Here is a 24,328-nt window from a genome sequence, read left to right on the forward strand (position 1 = left end):
CGGAAAGCGCGGGTGATTTCCGGTTAAGAAAACCGCTCTGAGGCGCATTTTGCAAGGGATTCTCGCGCCGCTTCGCACAAGCTTTGTACTTTTGATCAAAATTCATGCGGGCAAGCGAAGGACTGCCCATGTCGAAACGAGCTGTGGAAAAGACACGTTTTGCTCTTGGCGAGCCTCAATGCCATGCGTTAGCTTGGGCCGCAAATGAGCAGCCCGACCTTCATCCACCTCCGCGTTCACACCGAATATTCCCTTCTCGAAGGGGCCATGCGTCTCAAGAAATTGAGTGGCATGGTGACGGATATGAACATGCCCGCCGTCGCCGTCACGGACACCAATAACTTGTTCTGTGCGTTGGAATTTTCCGAATATTCCAAGGGCGCAGGCGTGCAGCCGATCATCGGTTGTCAGGTCGATGTCGCCTATCACGAGGCCGCCCCCGGCGAGCGCCAGAAATTGCCCGCACCCGTGGTGCTTTTGGCGCAAAACGAGACCGGCTATGAGCATCTGATGAAGCTCAATTCCTGTCTCTATGTGGACAAACACGAGGGCATTCCGCAGGTCACCATCGAGGAATTGGAACGCTATTCGGGCGGGCTGATCTGTCTGACGGGCGGCTCGGACGGGCCGGTGGGGCGGATGATCCGCGAGAACCATGAGGACCAGGCCCGCGCTCTGTTGGAGCGTCTGAAGGCGATCTATCCGAACCGGCTTTATGTCGAATTGCAGCGTCATCCGGGCGAAGATGGCGGATCGACGGAGGCCGAGCGCCTGACCGAACGGCCTTTCGTGGAATGGGCCTATGATCTGGGTCTGCCTCTGGTGGCCACGAACGACGTCTATTTCCCGAAAAGCGATATGTATGAGGCGCATGATGCGCTGATTTGTATTGCCGAGGGGGCCTATGTCGATCAAGTCGAGCCACGTAGGCGCTTGACGCCGCAGCATTATTTCAAATCTCCCGCGGAGATGGCGACGCTTTTTGCCGATCTTCCGGAGGCGCTTGAGAACACCGTCGAAATCGCGAAACGCTGTGCCTTCAAAGCCTATAAACGGGACCCGATCCTGCCGAAATTCGCCGATGACGAGGTCGAGGAACTGCGCAAACAGGCTTGGGAAGGTCTGGACAGACGCCTTGCCGTGATCGAGGCGGCGGTGCCGCGCGAAGAGTACGAAGAGCGGCTTAAATTCGAGCTGGGGATCATCGAACAGATGGGGTTCCCGGGCTACTTTTTGATCGTGGCCGACTTTATCAAATGGTCCAAGGACAACAACATCCCGGTTGGGCCGGGGCGGGGGTCCGGGGCTGGTTCTCTCGTGGCTTACGTGCTGACCATCACCGATCTCGACCCGTTGCGCTATTCGCTTCTGTTCGAACGGTTTTTGAACCCGGAACGTGTGTCGATGCCCGACTTCGACATCGACTTTTGCATGGATCGGCGCGAGGAAACCATCCGCTACGTGCAGGAGAAATACGGTCGCGACAAGGTGGGGCAGATCATCACCTTCGGTGCGCTGTTGTCCAAGGCCGCCGTGCGTGACATCGGGCGTGTGCTTCAGATGCCATACGGGCAGGTGGATCGGCTGTCGAAACTGATCCCTGTCGAGGGCGTGAAGCCTGTGTCGATCAAACAGGCGCTCGAAGACGAGCCGAAACTGCGCGAAGAGGCCCGGAACGAAGAGGTCGTCGACCGGCTGTTGACCTATGGCCAACAGGTCGAGGGGCTTTTGCGCAACGCTTCCACCCACGCCGCCGGTGTGGTGATTGCGGACCGTCCGACCGACGAGCTGGTGCCTTTGTATCAAGACCCGCGCTCCGACATGCCCGCCACCCAGTTCAACATGAAATGGGTCGAGCAGGCCGGTCTGGTGAAATTCGACTTCTTGGGCCTCAAGACGCTCACGGTCATTCAATCCGCGATGGATCTGATCTTCAAATCCGGGCGGCCTCTGCATGTCGCGGCCGATGGGACGGAACTCTATGAGCCGCCAGAGGGCGGGGAGAACCAGATCAACCTCATCCCGCTGGATGATGCGGCGACCTACAGGCTCTATTCGGACGCGAAAACGGTCGCTGTGTTCCAGGTCGAGAGCTCGGGCATGATGCAGGCACTTCGGCAGATGAAGCCGACCTGTATCGAGGACATCGTGGCGCTTGTGGCGCTCTATCGTCCGGGGCCGATGGAAAACATCCCGACCTATTGCGACGTAAAACACGGGCGCAAAGAGTTGGAATCCGTCCATCCGACCATCGACCACATCCTGGCCGAGACGCAGGGCATCATCGTCTATCAGGAACAGGTGATGCAGATCGCGCAGGTCATGGCGGGCTATTCGCTTGGCGGCGCTGACCTTTTGCGTCGCGCGATGGGGAAAAAGATCAAAGAGGCGATGGACGCCGAGCGCCCGAAATTCGAAGAGGGCGCGGCGAAGAACGGCGTCGATAAAAAGAAGGCCTCGGAGGTTTTCGACCTTCTGGAGAAATTCGCCAACTACGGCTTTAACAAATCCCACGCGGCGGCCTATGCGGTGGTGTCCTATCAGACCGGCTGGCTCAAGGCGAACCACCCGGTGGAGTTCATGGCGGGCGTCATGAACTGCGATATTCACCTCACAGATAAGTTGGCGATCTATGCCGAAGAGGTGAAACGCGGGCTTGAGATCGAGATCGTGCCACCCTGTGTGAACCGTTCGCTGGCGTCGTTCGATGTGGTGGATCAGAAACTGGTCTATGCGCTGGGCGCGCTGAAAAACGTCGGCTCCGAGGCGATGCAACTGATCGTGCGGGCGCGTGTTGAGGGCGGCAAGCCGTTTGTGACGCTTTATGATTTGGCCCGTCGGGTGGATTTGAAAAAGGTTGGTAAACGACCGCTGGAGATGCTCGCCCGCGCGGGTGCCTTTGATCAGCTCGACAGCAACCGCCGCCGGGTCTTCGACAGTCTTGAGCAGCTGGTGCAATATTCCGCCGCGATCCATGAGCAAAAGGCCTCGAGCCAAGTGTCGCTCTTTGGCGATGCGGGTGAGGACCTGCCGGAGCCACGGCTCAGTCCTGTGGGTGATTGGGTGGCCTCAGAGCGCTTGATGGAAGAGCATAAAGCCATCGGTTTCTACCTCTCCGGCCACCCGCTCGACGACTACGCAAGTGCCTTGAAACGCAAGAAAATCGGCACGATTGCCGAGGTGCAGGCCAAGGCAGAGGCCGAAGGCGGCGCGATTATGAAAGTGGGCGTCTTGGTGTCGGGGTTCCGGCCGATGAAATCCGGCAAGGGCACGCGGTATTTCCGCATGAATATCTCGGACAGCACCGGCCAATTGGCGGGCATCGCGATGTTCCCGAAAAAGGGCGAATATGAGCCGTCCTACGAGATTTTCGAGAAACACGACAAGCTGGTGATGACGCTCGAAGGCCGCTTCAACGACGGCCAGTTTGATCCGATGATCCGCTCGGTCGCGCCGATGGATGCGATTGTCGCCGATGCCGGGGGGGCGGGGCTGAAGATCTACTGCGAAGACACCAACGCGGTCATTCAGGTTGGCGAATTGCTGACCCGCGTGACGCAGGAGGCGAAACAGCCGCCCAAAGGTGCGATCTCGTTCTGCATCATGGCGCCGGATTACCCCAACGAAGTCGACATCGACGTGCCGCAACCCTTTGTCATCACACCAGAGGTGAAGGGCGCGATCAAATCCTTCAACGGCGTGATCATGGTCGAGGACATGTGATGCGCGCGCTTTTGTTGGTGACTTGTGCAATTGGGCTGTCCGCCTGTCAGATGAAAACGCCCGCGTTTCTCGCGCCGCCGGTCGAGGCCGAGGCGCCTGTCGAAACGATGGCTGAAGGCGAGGCGCTTGAGCCGTCTGATATGCTCGCCTCAGAGGAAGAGGCCGAGGCCTTGGAGGTCGCGTTGGAGGGCGGCGAGCGCGCGGATGTGGACCTCGTCGCGGCACCGCTGGACCCACAAACGGGTGACGTGGTTGCGGAGTCTGACCAAATCCTCGCTGAAACCACGGAGGTGCGCCGTGCGGGGCTTGGCGGCATGTTTGCTTTCCTGAAACCCAAACACGATGCCGCGCCTGTTGAAGAGGTGGCTTTGCCGGCCGAGGAGGGTTTTGACGCGCGTCCCGAGACCCATGGTGTGGCGCCCGAGAGCGTGGCTCCAACCCCGCCCAAACCCCACAAGCCTTTGTTCGGTTTCCTGAAAACCGCGACCGCAGAGAACCCGGTTTCGACCGTTGAACCCGGCGAGGTTCTGGCCTTTGGCGAGGTCGGTCTCAATTGCGACATCAGGCCTCGCGCCATGGGCGAAAAGGTCGATCAATTCCCGCGTGAGGGCCGCCCCGTCTGGCAGCTCTACGACAGCGATCCCTCAAGCACCGAGCCGCGTAGCCAGTACATCACAGGCTTTGCTGACGGCTGCGCCCGTCAGGTGACGGCGGCTTTGACGATGTTCGGCGCAGCGGGACTGCATGAGGTTTTGCGCTATTCGGATCACACTGAGCGCGACTGGTCGCAGGCCGACAAGACCTATGAGAAGATCAAACGCCAAAGCTGCGGTGTCGGGCGTGGCGAATATTGCCCGGCGGACAGCCTCGATGGGCTGGAACGTCAGGTCGCCTTTGTCTCCGTTTATCCCTATTTCGGGGCGGAGGAAGATTGGCTGGAGCTGTTGCTCCATGACGGTCAGGTGATGAGCGAGGAAATGCGCTAGGGGCATCATGTGTGCCAGAATTTGCGGACGCATTCGAACGCGTTTGCGGGCAAACGCTGCCTCGAATGCTCTTGTCGTTACAGTTTGCGCGGCAAACTGTAACTCTACCAATGCGGCGGGCGTTGATCGGCCAGAGGCACGGTGCCTTCGCTCTCCGACTGTCGCAGGGCTTCGGCCTCCATCAACATCCCAAGGCGTCGCTCGGCTTTCTCCAGAACACCTTCCTGCTGCGCCACGATGTCGGACAGTTCCTCGACGGTCTTGGTGAGATAGGCGATCTGTTCTTCCAAAGCGGTGATGCGGGTCTCGTCTGACATGGCGGGTCCTCTCTCGCGATGCGGGCATATTTCTAAGCCTATGTCATAAGGATTTCACGCCGTCCACCGGCCTGCCACCTTGCCCCTGAGCCGCCTGTGCGATATGCCGCCCGCGACAGTGAGCAAAAGGACCGGCCATGGCCAAGCCCAAGAAAACCCCGCGCCCCAAGGCAGAGACGCCCAAGGGCTTTCGTGATTACTTCGGCACAGAGGTGAGCGAGCGCAAACAGATGCTCGATCAGATCGCTGAAGTTTATCACCATTACGGGTTCGAGGCGCTTGAGACCTCTGCGGTGGAAACCGTCGAGGCGCTGGGCAAATTCCTGCCGGATGTGGACCGCCCGAACGAGGGTGTTTTTGCCTGGCAAGAGGATGATTCCGATTGGGTCGCGCTGCGCTATGACATGACCGCGCCTCTGGCCCGTGTGGCTGCGCAGTATCGCCAAGACCTGCCGTCGCCCTACCGCCGCTTTGCGATGGGGCCGGTCTGGCGCAACGAAAAACCGGGCCCCGGTCGTTTCCGCCAATTCTACCAATGCGACGCCGACACGGTGGGGGCGCCCTCGGTGGCCGCCGACGCAGAAATCTGTGCGATGCTGTCGGATTGTCTCGAAAAAGTCGGCATTCCGCGCGGCGATTACATTGTGCGGGTGAACAACCGCAAAGTGCTGGACGGCGTGCTGGAAAGTGCGGGCCTGCCGGACACCGAAGAGTTCGCCGCCACGCGCGGTATCGTCCTTCGGACCATCGACAAGCATGACAAATTTGGCGACGCGGGCGTCATGGCTTTGCTGACCGAAGGGCGCAAAGATGAGAGCGGTGATTTCACCAAGGGCGCAGGGCTTGCGAAAGAGCAAGTCGATCTGATCCTCGGCTTCGTCAACGGACGCCAGGACAGCAATGCCACCACTCTGGATCGCTTGGGCGAGCTCGTCGGCGAGGCCAAAACCGGCCAAGAGGGCGTTGCCGAACTGCGCGAGATCGCGGAGCTGCTCGAAGGCCAAGGCTACGGCTCCGACCGCATCGTCATCGACCCCGCCGTGGTGCGGGGCTTGGGCTATTACACCGGCCCGGTTTATGAGGCCGAGCTGACGTTCGAGGTCACCGACGAGAAAGGCCGCGTGCGTGAGTTCGGCTCCGTCGCGGGCGGCGGGCGCTACGACGATCTGGTCAAACGCTTCACCGGGCAGGCCGTGCCTGCAACGGGCGCGTCCATCGGGGTCGACCGTCTCTTGGCCGCTCTGCGCGCCACGGGCCGGATCGGGTCCAAAGCCCAAGGCCCCGTCGTGGTGACCGTGATGGATCGCGACCGCATGGGCGACTACATGGCGATGGTCTCCGAGTTGCGTCAGGCGGGCATCCGCGCTGAGGTCTACCTCGGCAACCCGAAGAACTTCGGCAACCAGCTCAAATACGCCGACAAACGGATGAGCCCCGTGGCGATCATTCAGGGCGGTGACGAGGCGGAGCGCGGCGTGGTGCAGATCAAGGACCTGATCCTCGGTACGAAACTCGCGGAAAACGCTTCCGTCGAAGAGTGGAAAGACCGCCCGAACCAATACGAAGTGCCGCGCGATCAGATGGTCGCGAAGGTGCGCGAGATCATCGAGAGCTATTCCTGATGGCCCGCGTTGAGATCACCAAAGCCGCCATCAAGGCCGAGGCCGCGCGTCTCAAGGCCTTTTTTGAGGCGCAGGGTGCGCTGCCCGTCGAGATGGACATTCTCCTGCCGGCCGAGGTGCTTTTGGACCTCTACGGCGAGGACATCCGCGCCCGCGCCTACATGACCCAAGACCCCGAGCGCGGCGAAATGATGCTGCGCCCGGATTTTACCGTGCCGGTGGTGCAAGAGCATATGTCGAACGGCGCCGAACCCGCGCGCTACACCTACGCGGGCGAAGTGTTCCGTAAGCAAGAAGACATGCCGACGCGCGCCAATGAATATTTTCAGGTCGGCTATGAGGTCTTTGACGGCTCCGATCCGGCAGCTGCCGATGCAGAGGTTTTCGCGCATTTTGCCAATGTGTTGTCCGACAGTGGCCTGCACGCCGCGACCGGCGATATCGGCATTCTGAAAGCCGCTGTTGCCGGACTGAAAACCACAGAACGCCGCCGTGCCGCTTTGCTGCGCCACATCTGGCGTCCGCGCCGGTTCCGCGCGTTGATGACGCGGTTTTCCGAGGCGGGCACCACGCTTCGCCTGCAAAACCTCGAGCGCGTGCGTGCCAATCTGGCCCAACCCGAGGCGCCCTTCATCGGTCTGCGCACCCAGACGGAGATCGACATGCGGATCGAGGCGCTCGAAGAAGACGCGAGCGAGCCGCCGATCTCCGCAGGTGAGATCGAGCTTTTGGACGACATCCTGTCGCTCAAGGAAACTCTGCCGCATGTGCTGTCGCAACTGCGCGACATCACCGTGGACCTGCCCGCGATCTCTGAGGCCGTGAGCCTTTTGAGCCGCCGCACGGAGGCTCTGGCGAAGCGTGGCGTCGATGTGGACAACCTCGATTTCGAAGCCTCCTACGGCCGCACCTCGATGGAATATTACGACGGCTTTGTCTTCGGTTTCTACGCCGAGGGCCGTCCGGACCTGCCCCCCGTGGCGACCGGCGGGCGCTATGATGCGCTCACGGCGGTCTTGGGGCAGGGACGCTCGATCCCGGCGGTGGGCGGCGTGATCCGTCCGAATGTGCTTCTGAGCCTGAAAGGAGGCGCATGATGGTGGTCAAACTGGGCGTGCCCTCCAAGGGCCGGTTGATGGAAAAGACCTTTGAATGGTTTTCCGAGCGCGGCGTGACCCTGTCGCGGGCCGGGAGCGAGCGGGAATATTCCGGTGCGGTTGAGGGCATTAAGGGCGTCGAGCTTGTGTTGCTGTCGGCCTCTGAAATCCCGCGCGAACTGGCCGCCGGACGCATCCATATGGGAGTCACCGGCTCCGATCTGGTACGCGACAAACTCGCGAGCTGGGACAGCAAGGTGATCGAAATGGCGCCGATGGGGTTTGGCCATGCGGACCTGATCATCGCCGTGCCGAAGGCTTGGGTCGATGTCGATACGCTGGACGATCTCGACGCCGCCGCCGCCGCTTTCCGCGCGCGCCACGGCTTCCGCCTGCGCATCGCGACGAAATATCACCACCTGATCCGCGAGTTCCTGAAACAGAACGGCGTGGCGGATTATCAGCTCGTAGACAGCCAAGGCGCGACCGAAGGCACGGTGAAAAACCTCACCGCCGAGGCCATCGCCGACATCACTTCAACGGGCGAGACTCTGCGCGCCAACCACCTTAAAATCCTGAGCGGCGACCCGGTGCATTGTTCGCAAGCCACCCTGTTCAAATCCCGCATGGCACATTGGACGGACGACACCCGCGCGACGCTGGTGACGCTTAAGGATATGTTGGGTCTGGGCGATTGACCGTTTGGCGGCCTACTCAAGCCATCAAAGTTAAGGCGCTTGGTGTCGCCTGGCGCGAGGGGCGGTTGTTGGCCGCTGAGGTGTATGACGATGCCGGTCGCCTCAAAGGGGTGCGGCCTTTGGGCGGTTCTGTGGAATTCGGCGAAACCGCTGAGACGGCGATCCAGCGCGAGTTTCAGGAGGAACTGGGCGTCGAAATCACGGTGAACGCGGCGCCGCAGGTCATGGAAAATCTCTACACCCACGAGGGCATGATCGGCCACGAAGTGCTGTTCCTTTATGACGTCAGCCTTCCGAATGGCGCCTATGACGGTCAGAACGAGATTCACTTTGCCGAGGACAATGGCGCCGAATGTGTGGCGCGATGGTATGCGCTCGAGCAGCTTGATACGGAAACCGGCCCGGCGCTTTTTCCGGCAGGCTTAAAGGCGCGCTTGATCGGGGCGTGAGTGCCTGTTTCCTTTGTGGCCAAAAATACTCAAAAAATCCCGATCTCGGCCAAGGTCTGCGCCAGTTCCGCGGGCAGCTCAGGTTCGCTTTTGCGGCCCTGCGGCAGATCGGCCGGGGCGTCTTCGGGTTTGAGGTAGCGCCAGCCCTGAAACGGGCGGCGTTGGGCGTTTTGGGTGCGGATCAGCGGTTTCGCCAGCTCGATGCGACAGCGGCGCACGCCGTCATGGCCGATCACCTCATGCAGTCCGACAATGGTCTGACGCGCCTGAATCACGCCTTTGATCACCCAATAAAGCGAGCCGCCGTTCAGCAGTTTCTCTTCCTGTTTCGGCCACATGCGAGTCACATGCCCGCGGCTCGCGCCCGGGGTGGCTTCGATATAGGCGTTGAGCTCTTCGACTGTGTCGATGCCCACGCAGAGTTTGACGAGATTTATGTGGTCAGCCATCAGATCGCTCTAAGTGTGGTATAGATCATAGGTCGGAGGATTGATTCGACAAGCCATGCTCTCAGCGCGGTTGCGCCTCTGCACTCGTGGGATTAAACCCTGCGCCTCTCTATGACTCATCAAGACCGGAAAAGACTGCCATGACCCGCTTTGCCGCCCCCATCGCCGAACAGATTTGGGATATGAAATACCGCCTGAAAGAGGCCGATGGCACGGCGTTGGACCTCTCTGTCGAGGACAGTTGGCGGCGTGTGGCGCGGTCTTTGGCGTCCGTGGAAAAAGACAGCGCGGCCTGGGAAGAGAAATTCTACCACGCGTTGGAGGATTTCAAATTCCTGCCAGCGGGGCGCATTTTGGCGGGCGCAGGCACGGGCCGCGCGGTGACGCTGTTCAACTGTTTCGTCATGGGCACGATCCCGGACAGTATGGCGGGCATTTTCGACATGCTCAAAGAGGCCGCGCTCACCATGCAGCAGGGCGGGGGGATCGGGTATGATTTCTCCACCATTCGCCCGAAAGGCGCGGATGTGATGGGGGTGGCTGCGGATGCCTCCGGGCCTTTGTCCTTCATGGATGTCTGGGACGCGATGTGCCGGACGATCATGTCGGCGGGGTCACGCCGTGGTGCGATGATGGCGACGATGCGTTGCGATCACCCGGATATCGAGCGTTTCATCGAGGCGAAACAGGACGCCGCACGTCTGCGGATGTTCAACCTCTCCGTGCTTGTGACCGACGATTTCATGGAGGCGGTGAAGGCCGACGGTCCGTGGGAATTGAAGTTCGGCGGCAAGGTCTATCACACGGTCGAGGCGCGTGATCTTTGGAATAAGATCATGAAGGGCACTTACGACTACGCTGAGCCGGGGGTGATTTTCATCGATCGCATCAACAAGATGAACAACCTCTCCTATGTCGAAACCATCGCGGCGACCAACCCCTGTGGTGAGCAGCCTTTGCCGCCTTATGGCGCTTGCCTCTTGGGCTCGATCAACCTTGCGCGTCTGGTCAAAACGCCCTTTGAAAAGGGCGCAGAGATGGATGAGGCGGCGCTGTCCGATCTGGTCGCGACTGCCGTGCGTATGATGGACAATGTGGTCGATGCCTCGCGCTTCCCGCTGGAGCAGCAGGCACAGGAAGCCCAGGCGAAACGCCGCATTGGCCTTGGTGTCACCGGGCTGGCCGACGCGCTCCTGATGATCGGTCAACGCTATGGCTCCGAAGAGGCCGCTGCGACCTGTGAGAAATGGCTCAAGATGATCGCCCGGGCGTCCTATTTGGCCTCTGCTGAACTGGCGAAGGAAAAGGGCGCTTTCCCGCTGTTCGAGGCTGATAAATATCTGGCCTCCGGGTCACTTGAGCATATGGATCAGGACGTCAAAGATGCCATTCGTCAAAATGGCATTCGAAATGCGCTTTTGACCTCCATCGCGCCGACCGGCACGATCAGCCTTTACGCGGGCAACGTCTCCTCCGGGATCGAGCCGGTCTTCGCCTATGCCTACACCCGCAAGGTGCTGCAAAAAGACGGCTCGCGCACCGAGGAAGAGGTGGTCGATTACGCGGTCAAACTCTTCCGCGACAAATTCGGTGATGCGGAGCTGCCCGAGTATTTCGTCAACGCACAGACGCTTGCACCGCTGGATCACGTCCGCATGCAGGCGGCGGCGCAGAAATGGGTCGACAGCTCGATCTCCAAGACGATCAACTGCCCGGAAGACATCGCCTTTGAGGACTTCAAAGAGGTCTATATGGAGGCCTGGGACAGCGGCTGCAAAGGCTGCACGACCTATCGTCCGAACGATGTGACAGGCTCCGTTCTCTCCGTTTCTGAGAGTTCTGAAAAAGCGCCGGAGCAAGAGGTTGGCGCCGAAGTCGTCTACCTCTCCGAGCCGCTTGATCGTCCGCAGCAGCTTGAGGGCAACACCTATAAGGTCAAATGGCCCGACAGCGAACATGCGCTCTACATCACCATCAACGACATCGTTGTCGGCGGGCATCGCCGCCCCTTCGAGATTTTCATCAACTCGAAAAACATGGAGCATTTCGCCTGGACCGTGGCGCTGACCCGGATGATTTCGGCGGTGTTCCGGCGCGGCGGGGATGTGTCTTTCGTGGTGGAGGAACTCAAAGCCGTGTTCGATCCGCGTGGCGGCGCGTGGATGAAGGGCAAATACATCCCATCGATTCTGGCGGCCATCGGCGGTGTGATCGAAACCCATCTGATCGAAACCGGCTTTATCGCGGGCGAAGGCATGGGGCTCAAAACCGACCCGCAAGCCGAGGTTGCCGTGATGGGCGAACGCCCGCGTGGCAAGGCCTGCCCATCCTGTGGTCAATACGACATGCGTATGGTCGAAGGCTGCATGACCTGCGCGTCCTGCGGTCATTCGAAATGCGGGTGAGGGGTTAAAATCGGCGTGTGTGAATTACCCCAACCGATTTCCGTGAATCACCACAACAGATTTCCAAAAGGGGTATTTGATCTTGCCCAATACTAACGACAAAGGGCAGCGTAATCGCGCTGCCCTTTTTGTTTATATTTAATTATCAATTGTTTATGAGAACTCTGCGTCTACGAGCTTACGTTCGTACAAGTTTCCGTAGTCGCCTCCGTCCGGTGAGAATAGCTGAACGCCAGCTGTTCGAAGGGTTGCCGTCATGGATTGCCAGCTCTTTCCGTAGGCCTGTGCCATCGTCCTGGGTGTGTAGAAGCGCCGGTGAAACGCATCAGCGTCCTCGCGTGTGATAAACAACTGCTTTGTCTTGAGTTTTGGGTGCATCATACGTGTCGCAGGGGTGTGCCCATTCAGGACCAGACGCCCTAAGCGAATGGGCTGTCCGATGCCGACAATCTTCGCAAACAACTCGATGCTCTGGTTCAAAGAGGGCTCTGGAGACAACACCGAGCGGACTTCGTCGTAATAGACGTAGAGCGCTGCGTAGCCGTCAAAGTCGGCATGATTTCCGATCCTGAAGATACGTTTCTCTTGGATGGCGCTGATGATGACCTCTGGGCCTACCATCAGGCGTGCGGCTGACTTCGATATGTGTTCCCATCCGTGTTGTGCCTGTCTTAAGGGAGACGCGCCCACGAAAACACTTTCCAGGAAACGCACGCCATCGGCTGGATCCCATATCGCTTTGGTACCCGCTGTTTCCATGGAGGGAAGGTGTGGCGAGAGCGCACCGCCTGCCACGAGTAAATCGAACTGAGACCTTGATGCGCCGATTCCCTCTGCAAAATCCTTTGCCGTGACCAGGGACGCGGCAGAGTCCAGTATGGGTTTCCCCAGCTTCGCATCGAAGATTTCCCAAGCATCGGGAAGGCCTGTTTCAGGGACGATGCCCTCTGCCGCGAGGATCTTCCTGAGCCGGCGCTGATCAATTCCGGTAGCCCGAGCCGCAGTGCGAATGGAATGGATGAGCTTGTCCAGCGTCAGGTCAGACACGGCGCGACGCAGCCGATCATTCTCTTTCTGAAGCCTCTTTAGTTCCTTCAGTTGGTCGGTTCCCATACCGCACTCGCCAGAGATAGAATGTCTGTTCCGTGATCTGAACCGCCTGATTGCATCAACGCGCGGCATTCCCTGACCGCACAGCACCTCAACCTGCCGCAACTTCGTGATAATCTCTTCCGGCTTGTGTCGTTTGATGCCCATATTTGATCCTCCGTTTCCTAACTATACGGGCGGTCAGCCGGTCGATTTGGGGGTGAGGGCTGGCCTCTTGCCGGATTCGACGATGCGGGCCCGGTCCCTCGGGATCAGCGAGGTCATCACCGTGCGTGCGCCCGAAGGGGCCGCGGACAGGCTCGGATTTGCCTATGCCCGCCGTGATCCAATCTGGCGGGAAAGGGTGGCGCGTCTGCGGGCGACGGATGGCAATACGCTTGCGGCGCTGGCCCTACACGGCAATGGCGCCGCCCGCGTGGGGCGGTTTCTCGTCCGCGAAGCGCTTGCGTCAGGGCGTTTGCAGATTGTGGAGGATGCGCCGATCGCGCACGAGGAATTCCATGTGGTCTACCTTGGCAAGGCGGCGACGTTGCCCGCACGTGTTTCGGCGGTGGTCGAGCATGTGGTGCGGGAGGGGCGGGTGGATAGGGTGCCCTCTCTCACTCTTGAGATCGCAACAGATCGCTTCATATGATGGCTGTCGACGCGAATGAGCAGGAGGAGATGTCTATGAGTTTGGATTTGCTGATCGGCGGCGCGGATGTGCCCGCCGAGATGGGGCGCAGCTATGATCGTATCGACCCGGTGACGGGCGATGTGGCGACACGGGCCGCCGCCGCCTCTGTCGCGGATGCGCTCAAGGCCGTGGCCTGCGCTGAGGCCGCTTTTGTCGCGTGGTCCGCCACCGGGCCTGAGGCGCGGCGCAAGATTTTGGTCAAGGCGGGCGACATTATGGAGGCCCGCGCGGGCGAGTTCGTCGAGGCCATGGTGACCGAGACCGGCGCGACCGAGATCTGGGCCGGGTTCAACGTGCATCTTGCCTCCGGCATGCTGCGCGAAGCGGGCGCGATGACGACGCAGATTGGCGGCGAGGTGATCCCCTCGAACAAACCGGGCAGTCTGGCGATGGCGGTGGCAAAGCCGCGGGGCGTCTGCCTCGGGATCGCGCCGTGGAACGCGCCGGTGATCTTGGGCACACGCGCTGTGGCGACGGCGCTGGCCTGCGGCAATACGGTGGTGCTTAAGTCCTCCGAAATGTGCCCGAAGGTGCATCGTCTGATCGGCGAATGTCTGGTTGAGGCGGGGCTTCCCGCAGGGGCGATCAATGTGATTTCCAATGCGCCCGAAGATGCCGCCGAGGTTGTGAAAGCCCTCATTGAGGCGCCTGAAGTGCGGCACGTCAATTTCACCGGCTCGACGGCTGTGGGCAAAATCATCGGCCGTTTGGCGGGCGAGAACCTCAAGCCCGCGCTCTTGGAACTGGGCGGCAAGGCACCTTTCGTGGTGCTCGAAGATGCTGATCTCGACGGTGCTGTGAATGCTGCCATTTTCGGGTCCTTCATGAATCAGGGCCAGATTTGCATGTCCACCGAGCGCATCATTGTGGTGGATGCGGTGGCCGATGCCTTCGTCGAAAAACTCGTGGCCAAGGCTGCGGGCCTGCCCTATGGCAACCCGCGCGACAAGGTGGTTCTGGGCTCGCTGGTGACGGAAAAAGCCGCCGAGAAAATGGACGCATTGGTTGCGGATGCGACCGCCAAAGGCGCGAAACTCGTGGCCGGAGGGACCCGCGAGGGGGCGATCCATTCGGCCACTTTGCTCGACGGCGTGACGCCCGAGATGCGGATCTATGCCGAGGAAAGCTTTGGTCCGGTGAAATCGATCATCCGGGTGAAGGATGCCGACGCGGCCATCGCCGTGGCCAATGATACGGAATACGGCTTGTCGTCTGCGGTGTTCTCACAGGACATCACCAAGGCGATGGACGCGGCGAACCGCATTCAAAGTGGGATTTGCCATATCAACGGGCCGACCGTCTCCGACGAGCCGCAAATGCCTTTTGGCGGAGTGAAGGACTCGGGCTTCGGGCGGTTTGGCGGCAAGCTGGGCATCCATGAATTCACGGTCACGCGATGGATTACGATTGAGGATCCGAAACAGCATTACCCCTTCTGAGGTCTTGATATTTCGAACACGTAAGACCCGCTTCGGCGGGTCTTTTTTATGTGTGCTGCACTGCGCCACTGGCTGCTCCGGTGCACGAAATGCTCTTTCGAGGTCTTTGATATAAAATCGTTTAAAACCCAAGTTCGAATTAAAAATCGTTTTTATTTGACATGAACGATAAATTTTCACCATGATCCCCCACAGGGCGCGGCTTCGCCCGAGCAATGATTGAGAGCAAAAATGAGAGACGGGTTCATGACCTCCACACGCGACGCGATGCATTTCATCGATGGGGAATTCACGTCGGGCACCTCGGGAAAGACCTTCGACAATATCTCGCCGGTGACCGGCAAGAGGATCGGCATCGTGCCTGAAGGGCGCCAACCCGAGGTGGACGCGGCGGTGGCGGCGGCACGCGCAGCGCTTCGTGGTGACTGGGGGTATATGCCCTTGGCGGCGCGGGCGGAGATGCTTCATGCCGTGGCCGATGAGATCAATCGCCGGTTCGACGATTTTCTGGAGGCGGAGATTTTGGACACCGGAAAGCCCAAGGGGCTGGCGTCCCATGTCGACATTCCACGGGGCGCGGCGAATTTCAAAATCTTTGCCGATCTCGTGAAAAACGTCCCGACGGAGAGCTTTATGCTCGACACGCCCGACGGTTTTGGCGCGGTGAACTACGGCGTGCGCAAACCCAAAGGCGTGATCGCAGTGATTAGCCCGTGGAACCTGCCGCTCTTGCTGATGACGTGGAAGGTCGGCCCGGCGCTTGCCTGCGGGAATACGGTGATCGTGAAACCCTCGGAGGAAACGCCTCTCACGACCACGCTTTTGGGCGAGGTGATGAACATGGTGGGCGTGCCGAAGGGCGTGTTCAACGTGGTGCACGGCTTTGGCCTGGACAGCGCAGGCGCCTATCTGACCGCGCACCCGGATGTTGATGCGATCACTTTTACGGGCGAGACCCGCACCGGCGAGGCGATCATGCAATCCGCCGCCAAGGGGCTGCGTCAGGTGTCGATGGAATGCGGCGGCAAGAATGCCGGGATCGTGTTTGCAGATGCGGATATGGACAAGGCGATCGAGGGCACGCTGCGCTCGGCCTTCTCGAATTGCGGTCAGGTCTGTCTCGGCACCGAACGCGTTTATGTTGAAAGGCCGATCTTTGACGACTTTGTCTCTCGCCTGAAAGAAGGCGTCGAGATGATGAAGCTCGGGCCGTCGGAAGACCCGGAAACCTCCATGGGGCCGCTGATTTCGCAGGAGCATAAGGACAAGGTGATGTCCTACTACAAGCTTGCCGTCGAGGAGGGTGCAACGGTCGTCACCGGTGGCGGCGCGCCCGAGATGCCGGACGATCTCAAAGGTGGCGCTTGGGTTCAGCCGACGATTTGGACCGGGCTTGCGGAAGATGCCCGCTGCATCAAGGAAGAGATTTTCGGCCCCGTCTGTCACATCGCGCCGTTTGACAGCGAAGACGAGGTGATCCGGCGCGCCAATGACACGAAATACGGTCTCGCGACGGCGATCTGGACCGAGAACCTCACGAAAGCGCATCGTGTGGCGCGTCAGATCGACGTGGGACTGGCCTGGGTCAATTCGTGGTTCCTGCGTGATCTGCGCACGGCCTTTGGAGGCGCGAAACAGTCTGGCATCGGGCGCGAGGGCGGGGTGCATGGTCTGGAGTTCTATTCCGAGCTGACCAACGTCTGCGTGAAACTCTGAAGGACAGATTGATGACAAGTGAAGCGAATATTCAAAAGGCGGCCGACCAGCTTTGGCAGGCCTGGCAAAGCGGCACGCCCGGCGGGCCGATCCGCGACCTGCTGGACGAGGGCGACGTGGCGGCGGCCTATGCCGTGCAGGAGATCAACACCAAGCGTTGGCTGGGCGGCGAGGAACGTATTTTGTCCGGCCGCAAGATCGGTCTGACCTCCGTCGCCGTGCAAAAACAGCTCGGCGTCGATCAGCCGGACTACGGCATGCTGTTCGCCGATATGGAATATATGGACGGCGAGGAAATTCCGCTCTCCGCCGTGCAACAGCCCAAGGTCGAGGCGGAGATCGCCTATGTCGTCGCGGCGCCTCTGAATGGCGCGCATCTGACCATGGTCGATCTGATGGCCTCCATCGGCTACGCGGTGCCTGCGCTCGAAATCGTTGGCTCGCGGGTCAAGGATTGGGACATCCGCATCACTGACACCATCGCGGACAACGCCTCGTCTGGCATTTACGTTTTGGGCCAGACCCCGAAACGCCCCGGCGATTTCGATCCGCGTCTCTGCGGCATGGTGATGACCAAAAACAACGAGCCGGTGTCGGTCGGCGCAGGCGCGGCCTGTATGGGCAGCCCGCTCAATGCGTCTCTGTGGCTGGCGCGGACCATGGCCAAGGCCGGGCGCCCGCTTGGCCCCGGCGATGTCATTCTCTCCGGGGCGCTGGGCCCTTTTGCCACCGCTGAGCCCGGCGATGTGTTCGAAGCTCGGATCAACGGTCTGGGCTCCGTCCGTGCCGCTTTCGCAAAGGAATAAGACTATGGAAAAGATCAAATGTGCCATCATCGGATCGGGCAACATCGGCACCGATCTGATGATCAAGATCATGCGCAATTCCAAGGTGTTGGACATGGCCGCGATGGTTGGGATCGACCCCGCGTCCGATGGTCTGGCGCGTGCGCAGAGGCTCAATGTGGCGATCACGCATGAGGGCATCGAGGGGCTTGTGAAATTGCCCGAATATAAAGACATCCGCATCGTGTTCGACGCCACCTCGGCGGGGGCGCATAAGCGTCACAATGAGGTGCTGCAAAAAGATGGCAAACAGGTGATCGACCTGACGCCTGCCGCCATCGGCCCCTTCACCATTCCGCCGGTCAATCTGGATGCCAATCTCGACCAGATGAACGTCAATATGGTAACCTGTGGCGGCCAGGCGACCATTCCGATGGTCGCAGCGATCAACCGTATTTCGCCGGTGATCTACGGCGAAATCGTCGCCTCTGTGTCCTCGAAATCCGCAGGGCCGGGGACGCGTGCCAATATCGACGAGTTTACCCAAACCACCGCGCAGGCCATCGAACAAGTTGGTGGTGCGAAACGCGGCAAGGCGATTGTTATTCTGAACCCGGCTGAGCCTCCGGTGATCATGCGCGACACGGTCTATTGCCTGTGCGAAGAGGCCGACCAAGATGCGATCCGCACCTCTATCCTTGAAATGGTTGAAGAGGTGAAAACCTATGTGCCGGGTTATCGCCTCAAGCAAGAGATCCAGTTCGAACATTTTGGTGACAACAACCCGCTGACCATCCCGGAAAGCGGCGGGGTGTTTACTGGCCTCAAGGTCTCGGTCTTCTTGGAGGTCGAAGGGGCTGCGCATTTCTTGCCGGCCTATGCGGGGAACCTCGACATCATGACCTCGGCGGCGATGAAGACCGCAGAAGCCCTCGTTCACAAACGCAATTGGGTCAAGGAGGCCGCGTGAGATGACCAAGGTTTACATTCAGGACGTGACGCTCCGCGACGGCATGCATGCGATGCGCCACCAATACGATCTGGGCCATGTGCGCGCGATTGCCGAGGCTTTGGACGAGGCCGGAGTGGACGCCATCGAGGTGACCCATGGCGATGGGGTGGCGGGGTCCACCTTCAACTACGGGTTCGGGCGCCAGACCGATGTGGCGTGGATTTCCGAAGCCGCGAAAGTGGTGAAACGGGCCAAGTTGACCTGCCTTTTGGTGCCGGGCATCGGCACGCTCGATGACCTGAAAAAGGCGCATGACGCGGGGGTCGTCTCCGTGCGCGTCGCGACCCATTGCACCGAGGCCGACGTCGCCGCGCAACACATTGCCGCTGCGAAAGAGATGGGCATGGATGTCTCGGGCTTTTTGATGATGGCGCATATGAACCCGCCCGAGAACCTCGCCGAACAGGCCAAGTTGATGGAAAGCTACGGTGCGGATTGTGTTTATTGCACCGATTCTGGCGGGCGTCTGACGATGAAAGACGTCTCTGCGCGGATGAAGGCCTATAAGGCTGCTTTGAAGTCTGAGACCCAGATCGGCGCGCATATGCATGAGAACCTGTCGCTCTCGGTGGCGAATTCGGTTGTGGCCGTCGAGCATGGTGCTTACCGCGTCGATGCCTCGCTTGCCGGTATGGGCGCGGGCGCAGGCAATACGCCGATCGAGGCCTTCGCTGCCGTCGCCAATCTCTATGGTTGGGAGCATGGTTGCGACGTGTTCAAATTGCAGGACGCCGCCGAAGAATTGGTGCGCCCGCTACAGGACCGCCCGGTGCGGGTGGACCGCGAGACGCTGACGTTGGGCTATGCCGGGGTTTATTCCAGCTTCCTGCGCCACGCCGAACGCGCCGCCGAGATGTACGGCCTCGACACGCGCGATATTCTCGTGGAACTGGGCAAGCGCCATATGGTCGGCGGTCAGGAAGACATGATCGTCGACGTGGCTCTCGATATGGTCAAAGCCAAGGAGGCCGCAGCATGAAAAGCCTCGCAGAGCTGGCAGACTACGTGGATGAAGCGGCGCGCACGGCCACAGAAATCCCGCAAATCTCCGACACGCGGGTGTTGAGCGTCGAGGAGGCCTACGCGGTTCAGGCCCTCTCGATGCAGCGCCGCTACGCGCGCGGCGAAAAGCGCATCGGCATCAAAATGGGGCTGACATCGCGGGCCAAGATGATTCAAGTCGGCGTCTCTGACGTGACCTGGGGGCGCCTGACCGACGCGATGCGCGAAGAGGAAGGCGGCGTGGTCTCGATGGCGAACTATGTCCACCCGCGCGTCGAGCCGGAGATCGCGTTTTTGATCAAGACACCGCTCTCTGGCAAAGTCTCCGCATTGGAGGCCATGTCGGCGGTGGAGGCCGTGGCACCTGCGCTTGAGATCATCGATAGTCGCTACAAGGCGTTCAAATTCGATGTCGGTGACGTGATCGCGGACAATTCGTCCTCGTCCGGTTTTGTGGTCGGTACATGGCATAGCCCGGAGACGGACATCTCGAATTTGGGTATGGTCCTGTCAATCAATGGCCGTCCGAAGGAAATCGGGTCAACGGCTGCGATCCTTGGCCATCCGGTGCGCTCGCTCGTGTCGGCGGCGCGGATGGTGGCTGCGGCGGGGGAGGAGTTGAAACCCGGCGACATCGTTCTCGCGGGCGGCGCGACGGCGGCGATCCCGATGGAAGCGGGGCAATCCGTGCTGCTTGAGGTCGAAAACCTCGGTCAGATCGGGTTCAATATCGGGGAGTAAGCCATGCCGTTCATCGAAGTGACATTGGTCGAAGGCCGCACGCCGGAGATGAAAGCCAAGCTGATTGAGAAGGTGACGGAGGCAACCGTCGAGGCCATCGGCGCGCCGATTGAGGCTGTCCGGGTCTGCATCCGCGAGGTGCCTCCGGAAAACTGGGGTGTCGCGGGCCATCAGAAATTCGTCAGCCCGGAGTGACGGAGCAAGACGCAGACGCCGAGGCCGGTTGAAGCGTGTGGGTCGAAATTTGGTGGGACGGCAGCGGTTTTCAAAGCGCTGCCGTTTCCGTTTCGGGGCTTATTCGCTCAGATCATGCTGCTGCGTGAGATCGGTGTAGGACTTCTCGATATGCGCCTCGATGGCCGCAACACAGGCCTCGATGTCGCCCGCAATCGCAGTGTCGAAAATCGCCTTATGCTCGATCCGCACATCGCGGGGCAGGGAGCGGTCGCCGATCAGGCGGCGGTGGTAGCGATAGGAATGTTGGTGCAGCGTTCGGCGGAAGCGTTTCAGCCAGGCGTTGTCGCAATTCTGCACGAGGCAATCGTGAAAATTGGAGTTCCACGTGTCCCAGTCATGGGCGAACTCGGGTTTGCCTTCGCCGATCAGCCGCTCTTCGATCCGCGACAGGCGGTGATAGGCGGCGACCAGATCGGCCTCCCAGACGTCGGACCGGTTGCTCAGGGAAATGCGGAGGGCCTGCGCCTCGATCATTTTGCGGGCATCTGTGATGTCGCGGAAATCTTTGAGCGTCAGAGGGGCGACGCGAAAGCCGCGTTGCTGTTCCGAGGTCACCAGCCCGTCGATCAACAGGCGCGAGATCGCCTCGCGCATGGTCGAGGTGGAGACGCCGAATTCCAAACGTAATTTATCGACATGCAATCGCTCGCCCGGCCCCAACGCGCCCGAGATCACCCGTTCGCGGATTTGTTCCTGGACCGTTTCGATGGCGGTTTTCTTGCTGGTGCCTTGGGATTTGTCGCCGGAGGCAAGGGGATGTGGTTCGTTCATATCGCTTTGGCTTTGAGGGATGCGTGTCTTTCCTTAGCAATGGCACCGCGCCGTTCAAATGTCGAGGATTTGCTATCATTGCAGGTTTGGCAAAAATAATCGTTTTTTATTTGACGCAACGATTTTGACCGCTAATCTCTTTTGCAGAGGAGGAGTCGCGGGCGCCAGGGAGGCTGGCACGCGCGGCTGAAAATGGAGGAGAGACATCATGAAATATAAGCTGACCGGCGCGCTTTGCGCCGCGGTTTTGGCTGGTGGCGTCATCGGGGGCGCTCAGGCGGAGGAGAAGGTGGTAGAGATGAGCTTCTCGCACGATCTGCCGACCCAACACCCGCTGCATTCCCAAGGCTTTCAGGTCTGGGCCGATAGCATCCGCACGGCCTCGAACGGCACACTGGACATCAGCTTCTTCCCCGCCGGCCAGCTCGGCAAGGCCGAGGATGAATATGACATCGCGAAATTCGGCATCGCCGATTTCGTCTGGGCCAATCCGGGGCATACGCCGGGGCGTTTCCCGATCATCGCATTGGGCGAGCTGCCGTTTTTCATCAAATCGGGTCTGGGGGGCACCGAGGCGATGAACGAATGGTACGCGGAGTATAAAGATCAGGAGATGGGGGACGTGAAATTCTGTGTCGTGCACCTACACGATCCGGGCACTTTGCACAGCTCGTCCGAAATCCGTGTTCCCGCCGACATGAAGGGCAAAACCATTCGTCCGGCCAATGGCACCATCGGGCGTCTGATCCAGAGCATGGGCGGGTCCTCCGTTCAGGTCGGCCCCTCCGAGGCGCGCGAAGTGATCGAACGCGGCGCGGCAGATGGCATCACCTTCCCGTGGCGCTCTGTTTCGATTTTCGGCATGGATGACGTGGTCAAATATCACCCCGACATGCCGCTTTATGTGACCAATTTCATCATCGCGATGAACAAGGATCGTTATGCCTCTCTCTCCGGGAGCCAGCAGGGTGTGATCGACGATCATTGCTCTCCGGAATGGGGCGCGAAGATTGCGTCTGGTTGGGTCGAATTCGACAATGAGGGCAAGCGCCTGTTTCAGGAGAACCCGGAGCACAATGTGCTGGAGTTGACCGATGAGGAGCTGACGCAATGGAAAGACGCGTCGGCCTTCCTGTTGGACGACTGGAAAGCCAATGTCACGGCCAAGGGGCTCGATGCGGATGCGATCTATGAGGCCTTTGTGGAGCGGCTTGAAGCCCATGACGCAAAATTCTGACCCGCCCCGTGATGTCTCCTCCGGCGGGGACTACGGGCTCCGTCGTTTCACCGCTTGGGTCGAATTCGCGGCCGCTTTTCTCATGGGGCTGGTGACGCTTTTGGCCTTTGGCTCTGCCGTGATGCGCTATGCGTTCTCCGCGCCGATCCCCGACAGCCACGACATCGGGCGGCTGGCGCTTGGCGTGGCGATATTCTGGGGTGTGGCGACGGTGAATTACACGGGCACGCATATCTCCGTCGATCTGCTCTATGAGATGTTGGGCAAGACCTGGCGTCGGGTGATGGATTTCATCTCCACCTTGCTCGTGCTGGTGTCCTTTGCGGTGTTGACCGTGATGATGTCGAAGAATGCGCAGGACGTGTTTGCCACCGGCGAGCATTCCTATGATCTGCGGTTTCAGATTTGGCCGGCCTATTGGCTGATGGTCATCGGCGCCGGTCTTGCAACGCTTACCACGGCGGTGCGGCTTTGGCTCATTCTCACGGATGACACACCGCATATGCATGAGGACCAGCCGGTCCACATGATCGAAGAATAAACATAAAGAGGCTGAAATGGACCGGGAAACGGTTATGATCGTGGGCTTCGTCGCCCTGTTCCTCATGATGGCCATTCGCGTGCCGATTGCCATCGCGATGAGCCTTGTCGGCATTGGGGGCTTTGCCGCTGTGGTCGGCCCGTCGCAGGCGCTTCGCCTTGTATCGCTCTCGCCATTGTCGACGGCAACCACCTATCATCTGGGGATGATCCCCATGTTCATCCTGATGGGCGCTTTCGCGACCCGATCCGGCATGAGCCATGAATTGTTCCGCGCGGCCGGGGCCTGGTTGGGGCATCGGCGCGGCGGGCTTGCGCTGTCGACGATTGCGTCTTGCGCTGGGTTTGCCGCGATTTCCGGCTCCTCCATCGCGACGGCTGCGACGCTGACCAAGGTGGCTTTGCCGGAAATGCGCCGGGCGGGCTATTCCGACTCCGTCTCCTCCGGTGTGATCGCCGCGGGCGGCACGGTCGGCATCCTGATCCCGCCCTCTATCGTGCTCGCGGTCTACGGCATCATCACCGAACAGGACATCGGCAAACTCTTTATCGCCGGTCTGGTGCCGGGTCTTCTGGCGGTCGCGCTTTATATGCTGACGGTGTCGATCCTCGCCTACATGCGGCCGGACGACATGCCTGTGGGGCCGCGTCAGGGCTGGGGCGAGCGGTTCAAATCCCTGCGCGATGTCTGGGCCATCGCCTTGTTGTTTCTTCTGGTGGTCGGCGGCATCTACGCCGGTGTCGTGACCCCGACCGAGGCCGCATCGCTGGGCGCCGTGGGGGCTTTGGTGATCGGGGTGGCGCGTCGGCGTCTGTCTTGGGCGGACATCAAATTCTGCCTCGTCGACAGCCTGCGCATTTCGATCTCGATCTTCTTCGTCTTCATCGGCGCGCTGCTGTTTTCCTATTTCCTCGCCATCACCCGCGCACCGCAGCAGGTGGCGGAATATCTCACCGCTCTGCCGATCAGTCCGATGGGCATCATGGTCCTGATCTTGCTCCTCTATCTGGTGCTGGGCTGTGTGCTGGACTCGATGGCGATGGTGGTTTTGACCGTGCCGATCCTGTTCCCGGTCGTCACCAGCCTCGGCTTCGATCCGATCTGGTTCGGTGTCATGGTCGTCATGGCGATCGAGCTGGGGCTGATTACACCGCCCATCGGGATGAATGTCTTCGTCATCAATTCGGTCGAACGCAACATCGGGCTGACGACGATTTACAAAGGTCTCTTGCCCTTTATCGCCATCGACGTGGTGCGGAGCGCGGTGCTGCTGTTCTTCCCCTCCATCGCGCTGTTCCTGCCTGGCTTGATGTAG

Annotated in this window: 21 protein-coding genes and 1 pseudogene; 18 read left to right on the top strand and 4 right to left on the bottom strand. The window is 60.1% G+C overall.

Features of this window, described 5'->3' with window-relative positions; genetic code table 11:
* Positions 1-204 precede the first annotated feature (204 nt).
* Positions 205-3,723, top strand: coding sequence for a DNA polymerase III subunit alpha (gene dnaE / locus LC094_RS17295; protein ID WP_226554049.1), 3,519 nt, complete (start codon positions 205-207; stop codon positions 3,721-3,723).
* The gene (locus tag LC094_RS17300; protein WP_226554050.1) at positions 3,723-4,709 is read left to right on the top strand and encodes a hypothetical protein; all 987 of its coding nucleotides are present in this window, start codon (positions 3,723-3,725) and stop codon (positions 4,707-4,709) included. Before dnaE ends, LC094_RS17300 begins: the two co-directional genes overlap by 1 nt.
* 104 nt (positions 4,710-4,813) lie before the next feature.
* Here the strand turns inward: LC094_RS17300 and LC094_RS17305 are convergent, their stop codons facing one another.
* Positions 4,814-5,026: a SlyX family protein gene (locus tag LC094_RS17305; RefSeq protein WP_226554051.1), complete on the bottom strand. Its 213-nt coding sequence runs from the start codon at positions 5,024-5,026 to the stop codon at positions 4,814-4,816.
* A gap of 137 nt (positions 5,027-5,163) precedes the next feature.
* Between LC094_RS17305 and hisS the strand changes: the two genes are divergently transcribed.
* Genes hisS through LC094_RS17325 form a run of 4 tightly spaced genes read left to right on the top strand, consistent with a single transcriptional unit; the run spans position 5,164 to position 8,892 of the window.
* On the top strand, positions 5,164-6,648 hold the full coding sequence (hisS, locus tag LC094_RS17310; RefSeq protein ID WP_226554052.1) for a histidine--tRNA ligase: 1,485 nt from the start codon (positions 5,164-5,166) through the stop codon (positions 6,646-6,648).
* Positions 6,648-7,745: an ATP phosphoribosyltransferase regulatory subunit gene (locus tag LC094_RS17315; RefSeq protein WP_226554053.1), complete on the top strand. Its 1,098-nt coding sequence runs from the start codon at positions 6,648-6,650 to the stop codon at positions 7,743-7,745. The genes hisS and LC094_RS17315 overlap by 1 nt, the downstream gene beginning before the upstream one ends.
* Positions 7,745-8,443 carry an ATP phosphoribosyltransferase gene (gene hisG / locus LC094_RS17320; protein ID WP_226554223.1) on the top strand — a complete coding sequence of 233 codons (699 nt, stop codon included), beginning with the start codon at positions 7,745-7,747 and terminating at the stop codon, positions 8,441-8,443. The genes LC094_RS17315 and hisG overlap by 1 nt, the downstream gene beginning before the upstream one ends.
* Positions 8,440-8,892 carry an NUDIX hydrolase gene (locus tag LC094_RS17325; protein ID WP_226554054.1) on the top strand — a complete coding sequence of 151 codons (453 nt, stop codon included), beginning with the start codon at positions 8,440-8,442 and terminating at the stop codon, positions 8,890-8,892. The genes hisG and LC094_RS17325 overlap by 4 nt, the downstream gene beginning before the upstream one ends.
* A 29-nt stretch (positions 8,893-8,921) precedes the next feature.
* Here the strand turns inward: LC094_RS17325 and LC094_RS17330 are convergent, their stop codons facing one another.
* On the bottom strand, positions 8,922-9,341 hold the full coding sequence (locus tag LC094_RS17330; RefSeq protein WP_226554055.1) for a DUF1489 family protein: 420 nt from the start codon (positions 9,339-9,341) through the stop codon (positions 8,922-8,924).
* Between the two features lie 140 nt (positions 9,342-9,481).
* Here LC094_RS17330 and LC094_RS17335 point away from each other — a divergent pair, with 140 nt between their 5' ends.
* Positions 9,482-11,746, top strand: coding sequence for an adenosylcobalamin-dependent ribonucleoside-diphosphate reductase (locus LC094_RS17335; protein WP_226554056.1), 2,265 nt, complete (start codon positions 9,482-9,484; stop codon positions 11,744-11,746).
* Positions 11,747-12,715: 969 nt separating this feature from the next.
* On the opposite strand, the pseudogene LC094_RS17340 reads toward LC094_RS17335, so the two are convergent.
* Positions 12,716-13,003, bottom strand: a pseudogene (locus tag LC094_RS17340) (IS3 family transposase); the annotation flags it as partial.
* 82 nt (positions 13,004-13,085) lie between these two features.
* Between LC094_RS17340 and LC094_RS17345 the strand changes: the two are divergent.
* The 8 genes from LC094_RS17345 to LC094_RS17380 all read left to right on the top strand — a co-directional run bounded on the left by LC094_RS17345 (position 13,086) and on the right by LC094_RS17380 (position 20,422).
* Entirely contained in the window at positions 13,086-13,490 is a 405-nt protein-coding gene (locus tag LC094_RS17345; protein ID WP_226554057.1) for a LysR substrate-binding domain-containing protein, read from the top strand.
* A gap of 35 nt (positions 13,491-13,525) precedes the next feature.
* Entirely contained in the window at positions 13,526-14,971 is a 1,446-nt protein-coding gene (locus LC094_RS17350; RefSeq protein WP_226554058.1) for an aldehyde dehydrogenase, read from the top strand.
* Between the two features lie 246 nt (positions 14,972-15,217).
* Positions 15,218-16,687: a 2-hydroxymuconic semialdehyde dehydrogenase gene (locus tag LC094_RS17355; RefSeq protein ID WP_226554059.1), complete on the top strand. Its 1,470-nt coding sequence runs from the start codon at positions 15,218-15,220 to the stop codon at positions 16,685-16,687.
* Positions 16,688-16,698: 11 nt separating this feature from the next.
* The gene (locus tag LC094_RS17360; RefSeq protein ID WP_226554060.1) at positions 16,699-17,493 is read left to right on the top strand and encodes a 2-keto-4-pentenoate hydratase; all 795 of its coding nucleotides are present in this window, start codon (positions 16,699-16,701) and stop codon (positions 17,491-17,493) included.
* A gap of 4 nt (positions 17,494-17,497) precedes the next feature.
* Positions 17,498-18,442 carry an acetaldehyde dehydrogenase (acetylating) gene (locus tag LC094_RS17365; protein WP_226554061.1) on the top strand — a complete coding sequence of 315 codons (945 nt, stop codon included), beginning with the start codon at positions 17,498-17,500 and terminating at the stop codon, positions 18,440-18,442.
* Position 18,443: 1 nt separating this feature from the next.
* Positions 18,444-19,463 (top strand): 4-hydroxy-2-oxovalerate aldolase, encoded by a 1,020-nt coding sequence (gene dmpG, locus LC094_RS17370; protein ID WP_226554062.1) that lies wholly within the window; start codon positions 18,444-18,446, stop codon positions 19,461-19,463.
* Entirely contained in the window at positions 19,460-20,227 is a 768-nt protein-coding gene (locus tag LC094_RS17375) for a 2-keto-4-pentenoate hydratase (RefSeq protein ID WP_226554063.1), read from the top strand. Before dmpG ends, LC094_RS17375 begins: the two co-directional genes overlap by 4 nt.
* A 3-nt stretch (positions 20,228-20,230) precedes the next feature.
* A complete protein-coding gene (locus LC094_RS17380; protein ID WP_226554064.1) occupies positions 20,231-20,422 on the top strand; it encodes a 2-hydroxymuconate tautomerase in 192 nt (63 codons plus the stop codon).
* Positions 20,423-20,521: 99 nt separating this feature from the next.
* Here the strand turns inward: LC094_RS17380 and LC094_RS17385 are convergent, their stop codons facing one another.
* Positions 20,522-21,235: a GntR family transcriptional regulator gene (locus LC094_RS17385; protein WP_226554065.1), complete on the bottom strand. Its 714-nt coding sequence runs from the start codon at positions 21,233-21,235 to the stop codon at positions 20,522-20,524.
* Between the two features lie 208 nt (positions 21,236-21,443).
* On the opposite strand from LC094_RS17385, the gene LC094_RS17390 reads away from it, so the two are divergent.
* Genes LC094_RS17390 through LC094_RS17400 form a run of 3 tightly spaced genes read left to right on the top strand, consistent with a single transcriptional unit; the run spans position 21,444 to position 24,328 of the window.
* Positions 21,444-22,472, top strand: coding sequence for a TRAP transporter substrate-binding protein (locus LC094_RS17390; protein ID WP_226554066.1), 1,029 nt, complete (start codon positions 21,444-21,446; stop codon positions 22,470-22,472).
* Positions 22,456-23,013 (top strand): TRAP transporter small permease, encoded by a 558-nt coding sequence (locus LC094_RS17395; RefSeq protein WP_226554067.1) that lies wholly within the window; start codon positions 22,456-22,458, stop codon positions 23,011-23,013. Before LC094_RS17390 ends, LC094_RS17395 begins: the two co-directional genes overlap by 17 nt.
* Before the next feature lie 16 nt (positions 23,014-23,029).
* On the top strand, positions 23,030-24,328 hold the full coding sequence (locus tag LC094_RS17400; protein WP_226554068.1) for a TRAP transporter large permease: 1,299 nt from the start codon (positions 23,030-23,032) through the stop codon (positions 24,326-24,328).

This window comes from Celeribacter naphthalenivorans (assembly GCF_020524585.1).
In the GTDB taxonomy this organism is placed as follows: domain Bacteria; phylum Pseudomonadota; class Alphaproteobacteria; order Rhodobacterales; family Rhodobacteraceae; genus Celeribacter; species Celeribacter naphthalenivorans.

What these genes read in the sequence shown, in the direction of transcription:
- dnaE (WP_226554049.1), top strand. Translation starts at nt 205, where the DNA reads ATGAGCAGCCCGACCTTCATCCACCTCCGCGTTCACACCGAATATTCC.
- LC094_RS17300 (WP_226554050.1), top strand. Translation starts at nt 3,723, where the DNA reads ATGCGCGCGCTTTTGTTGGTGACTTGTGCAATTGGGCTGTCCGCCTGT.
- LC094_RS17305 (WP_226554051.1), bottom strand. Translation starts at nt 5,026, where the DNA reads ATGTCAGACGAGACCCGCATCACCGCTTTGGAAGAACAGATCGCCTAT.
- hisS (WP_226554052.1), top strand. Translation starts at nt 5,164, where the DNA reads ATGGCCAAGCCCAAGAAAACCCCGCGCCCCAAGGCAGAGACGCCCAAG.
- LC094_RS17315 (WP_226554053.1), top strand. Translation starts at nt 6,648, where the DNA reads ATGGCCCGCGTTGAGATCACCAAAGCCGCCATCAAGGCCGAGGCCGCG.
- hisG (WP_226554223.1), top strand. Translation starts at nt 7,745, where the DNA reads ATGGTGGTCAAACTGGGCGTGCCCTCCAAGGGCCGGTTGATGGAAAAG.
- LC094_RS17330 (WP_226554055.1), bottom strand. Translation starts at nt 9,341, where the DNA reads ATGGCTGACCACATAAATCTCGTCAAACTCTGCGTGGGCATCGACACA.
- LC094_RS17335 (WP_226554056.1), top strand. Translation starts at nt 9,482, where the DNA reads ATGACCCGCTTTGCCGCCCCCATCGCCGAACAGATTTGGGATATGAAA.
- LC094_RS17345 (WP_226554057.1), top strand. Translation starts at nt 13,086, where the DNA reads ATGCGGGCCCGGTCCCTCGGGATCAGCGAGGTCATCACCGTGCGTGCG.
- LC094_RS17350 (WP_226554058.1), top strand. Translation starts at nt 13,526, where the DNA reads ATGAGTTTGGATTTGCTGATCGGCGGCGCGGATGTGCCCGCCGAGATG.
- LC094_RS17355 (WP_226554059.1), top strand. Translation starts at nt 15,218, where the DNA reads ATGACCTCCACACGCGACGCGATGCATTTCATCGATGGGGAATTCACG.
- LC094_RS17360 (WP_226554060.1), top strand. Translation starts at nt 16,699, where the DNA reads ATGACAAGTGAAGCGAATATTCAAAAGGCGGCCGACCAGCTTTGGCAG.
- LC094_RS17365 (WP_226554061.1), top strand. Translation starts at nt 17,498, where the DNA reads ATGGAAAAGATCAAATGTGCCATCATCGGATCGGGCAACATCGGCACC.
- dmpG (WP_226554062.1), top strand. Translation starts at nt 18,444, where the DNA reads ATGACCAAGGTTTACATTCAGGACGTGACGCTCCGCGACGGCATGCAT.
- LC094_RS17375 (WP_226554063.1), top strand. Translation starts at nt 19,460, where the DNA reads ATGAAAAGCCTCGCAGAGCTGGCAGACTACGTGGATGAAGCGGCGCGC.
- LC094_RS17380 (WP_226554064.1), top strand. Translation starts at nt 20,231, where the DNA reads ATGCCGTTCATCGAAGTGACATTGGTCGAAGGCCGCACGCCGGAGATG.
- LC094_RS17385 (WP_226554065.1), bottom strand. Translation starts at nt 21,235, where the DNA reads ATGAACGAACCACATCCCCTTGCCTCCGGCGACAAATCCCAAGGCACC.
- LC094_RS17390 (WP_226554066.1), top strand. Translation starts at nt 21,444, where the DNA reads ATGAAATATAAGCTGACCGGCGCGCTTTGCGCCGCGGTTTTGGCTGGT.
- LC094_RS17395 (WP_226554067.1), top strand. Translation starts at nt 22,456, where the DNA reads ATGACGCAAAATTCTGACCCGCCCCGTGATGTCTCCTCCGGCGGGGAC.
- LC094_RS17400 (WP_226554068.1), top strand. Translation starts at nt 23,030, where the DNA reads ATGGACCGGGAAACGGTTATGATCGTGGGCTTCGTCGCCCTGTTCCTC.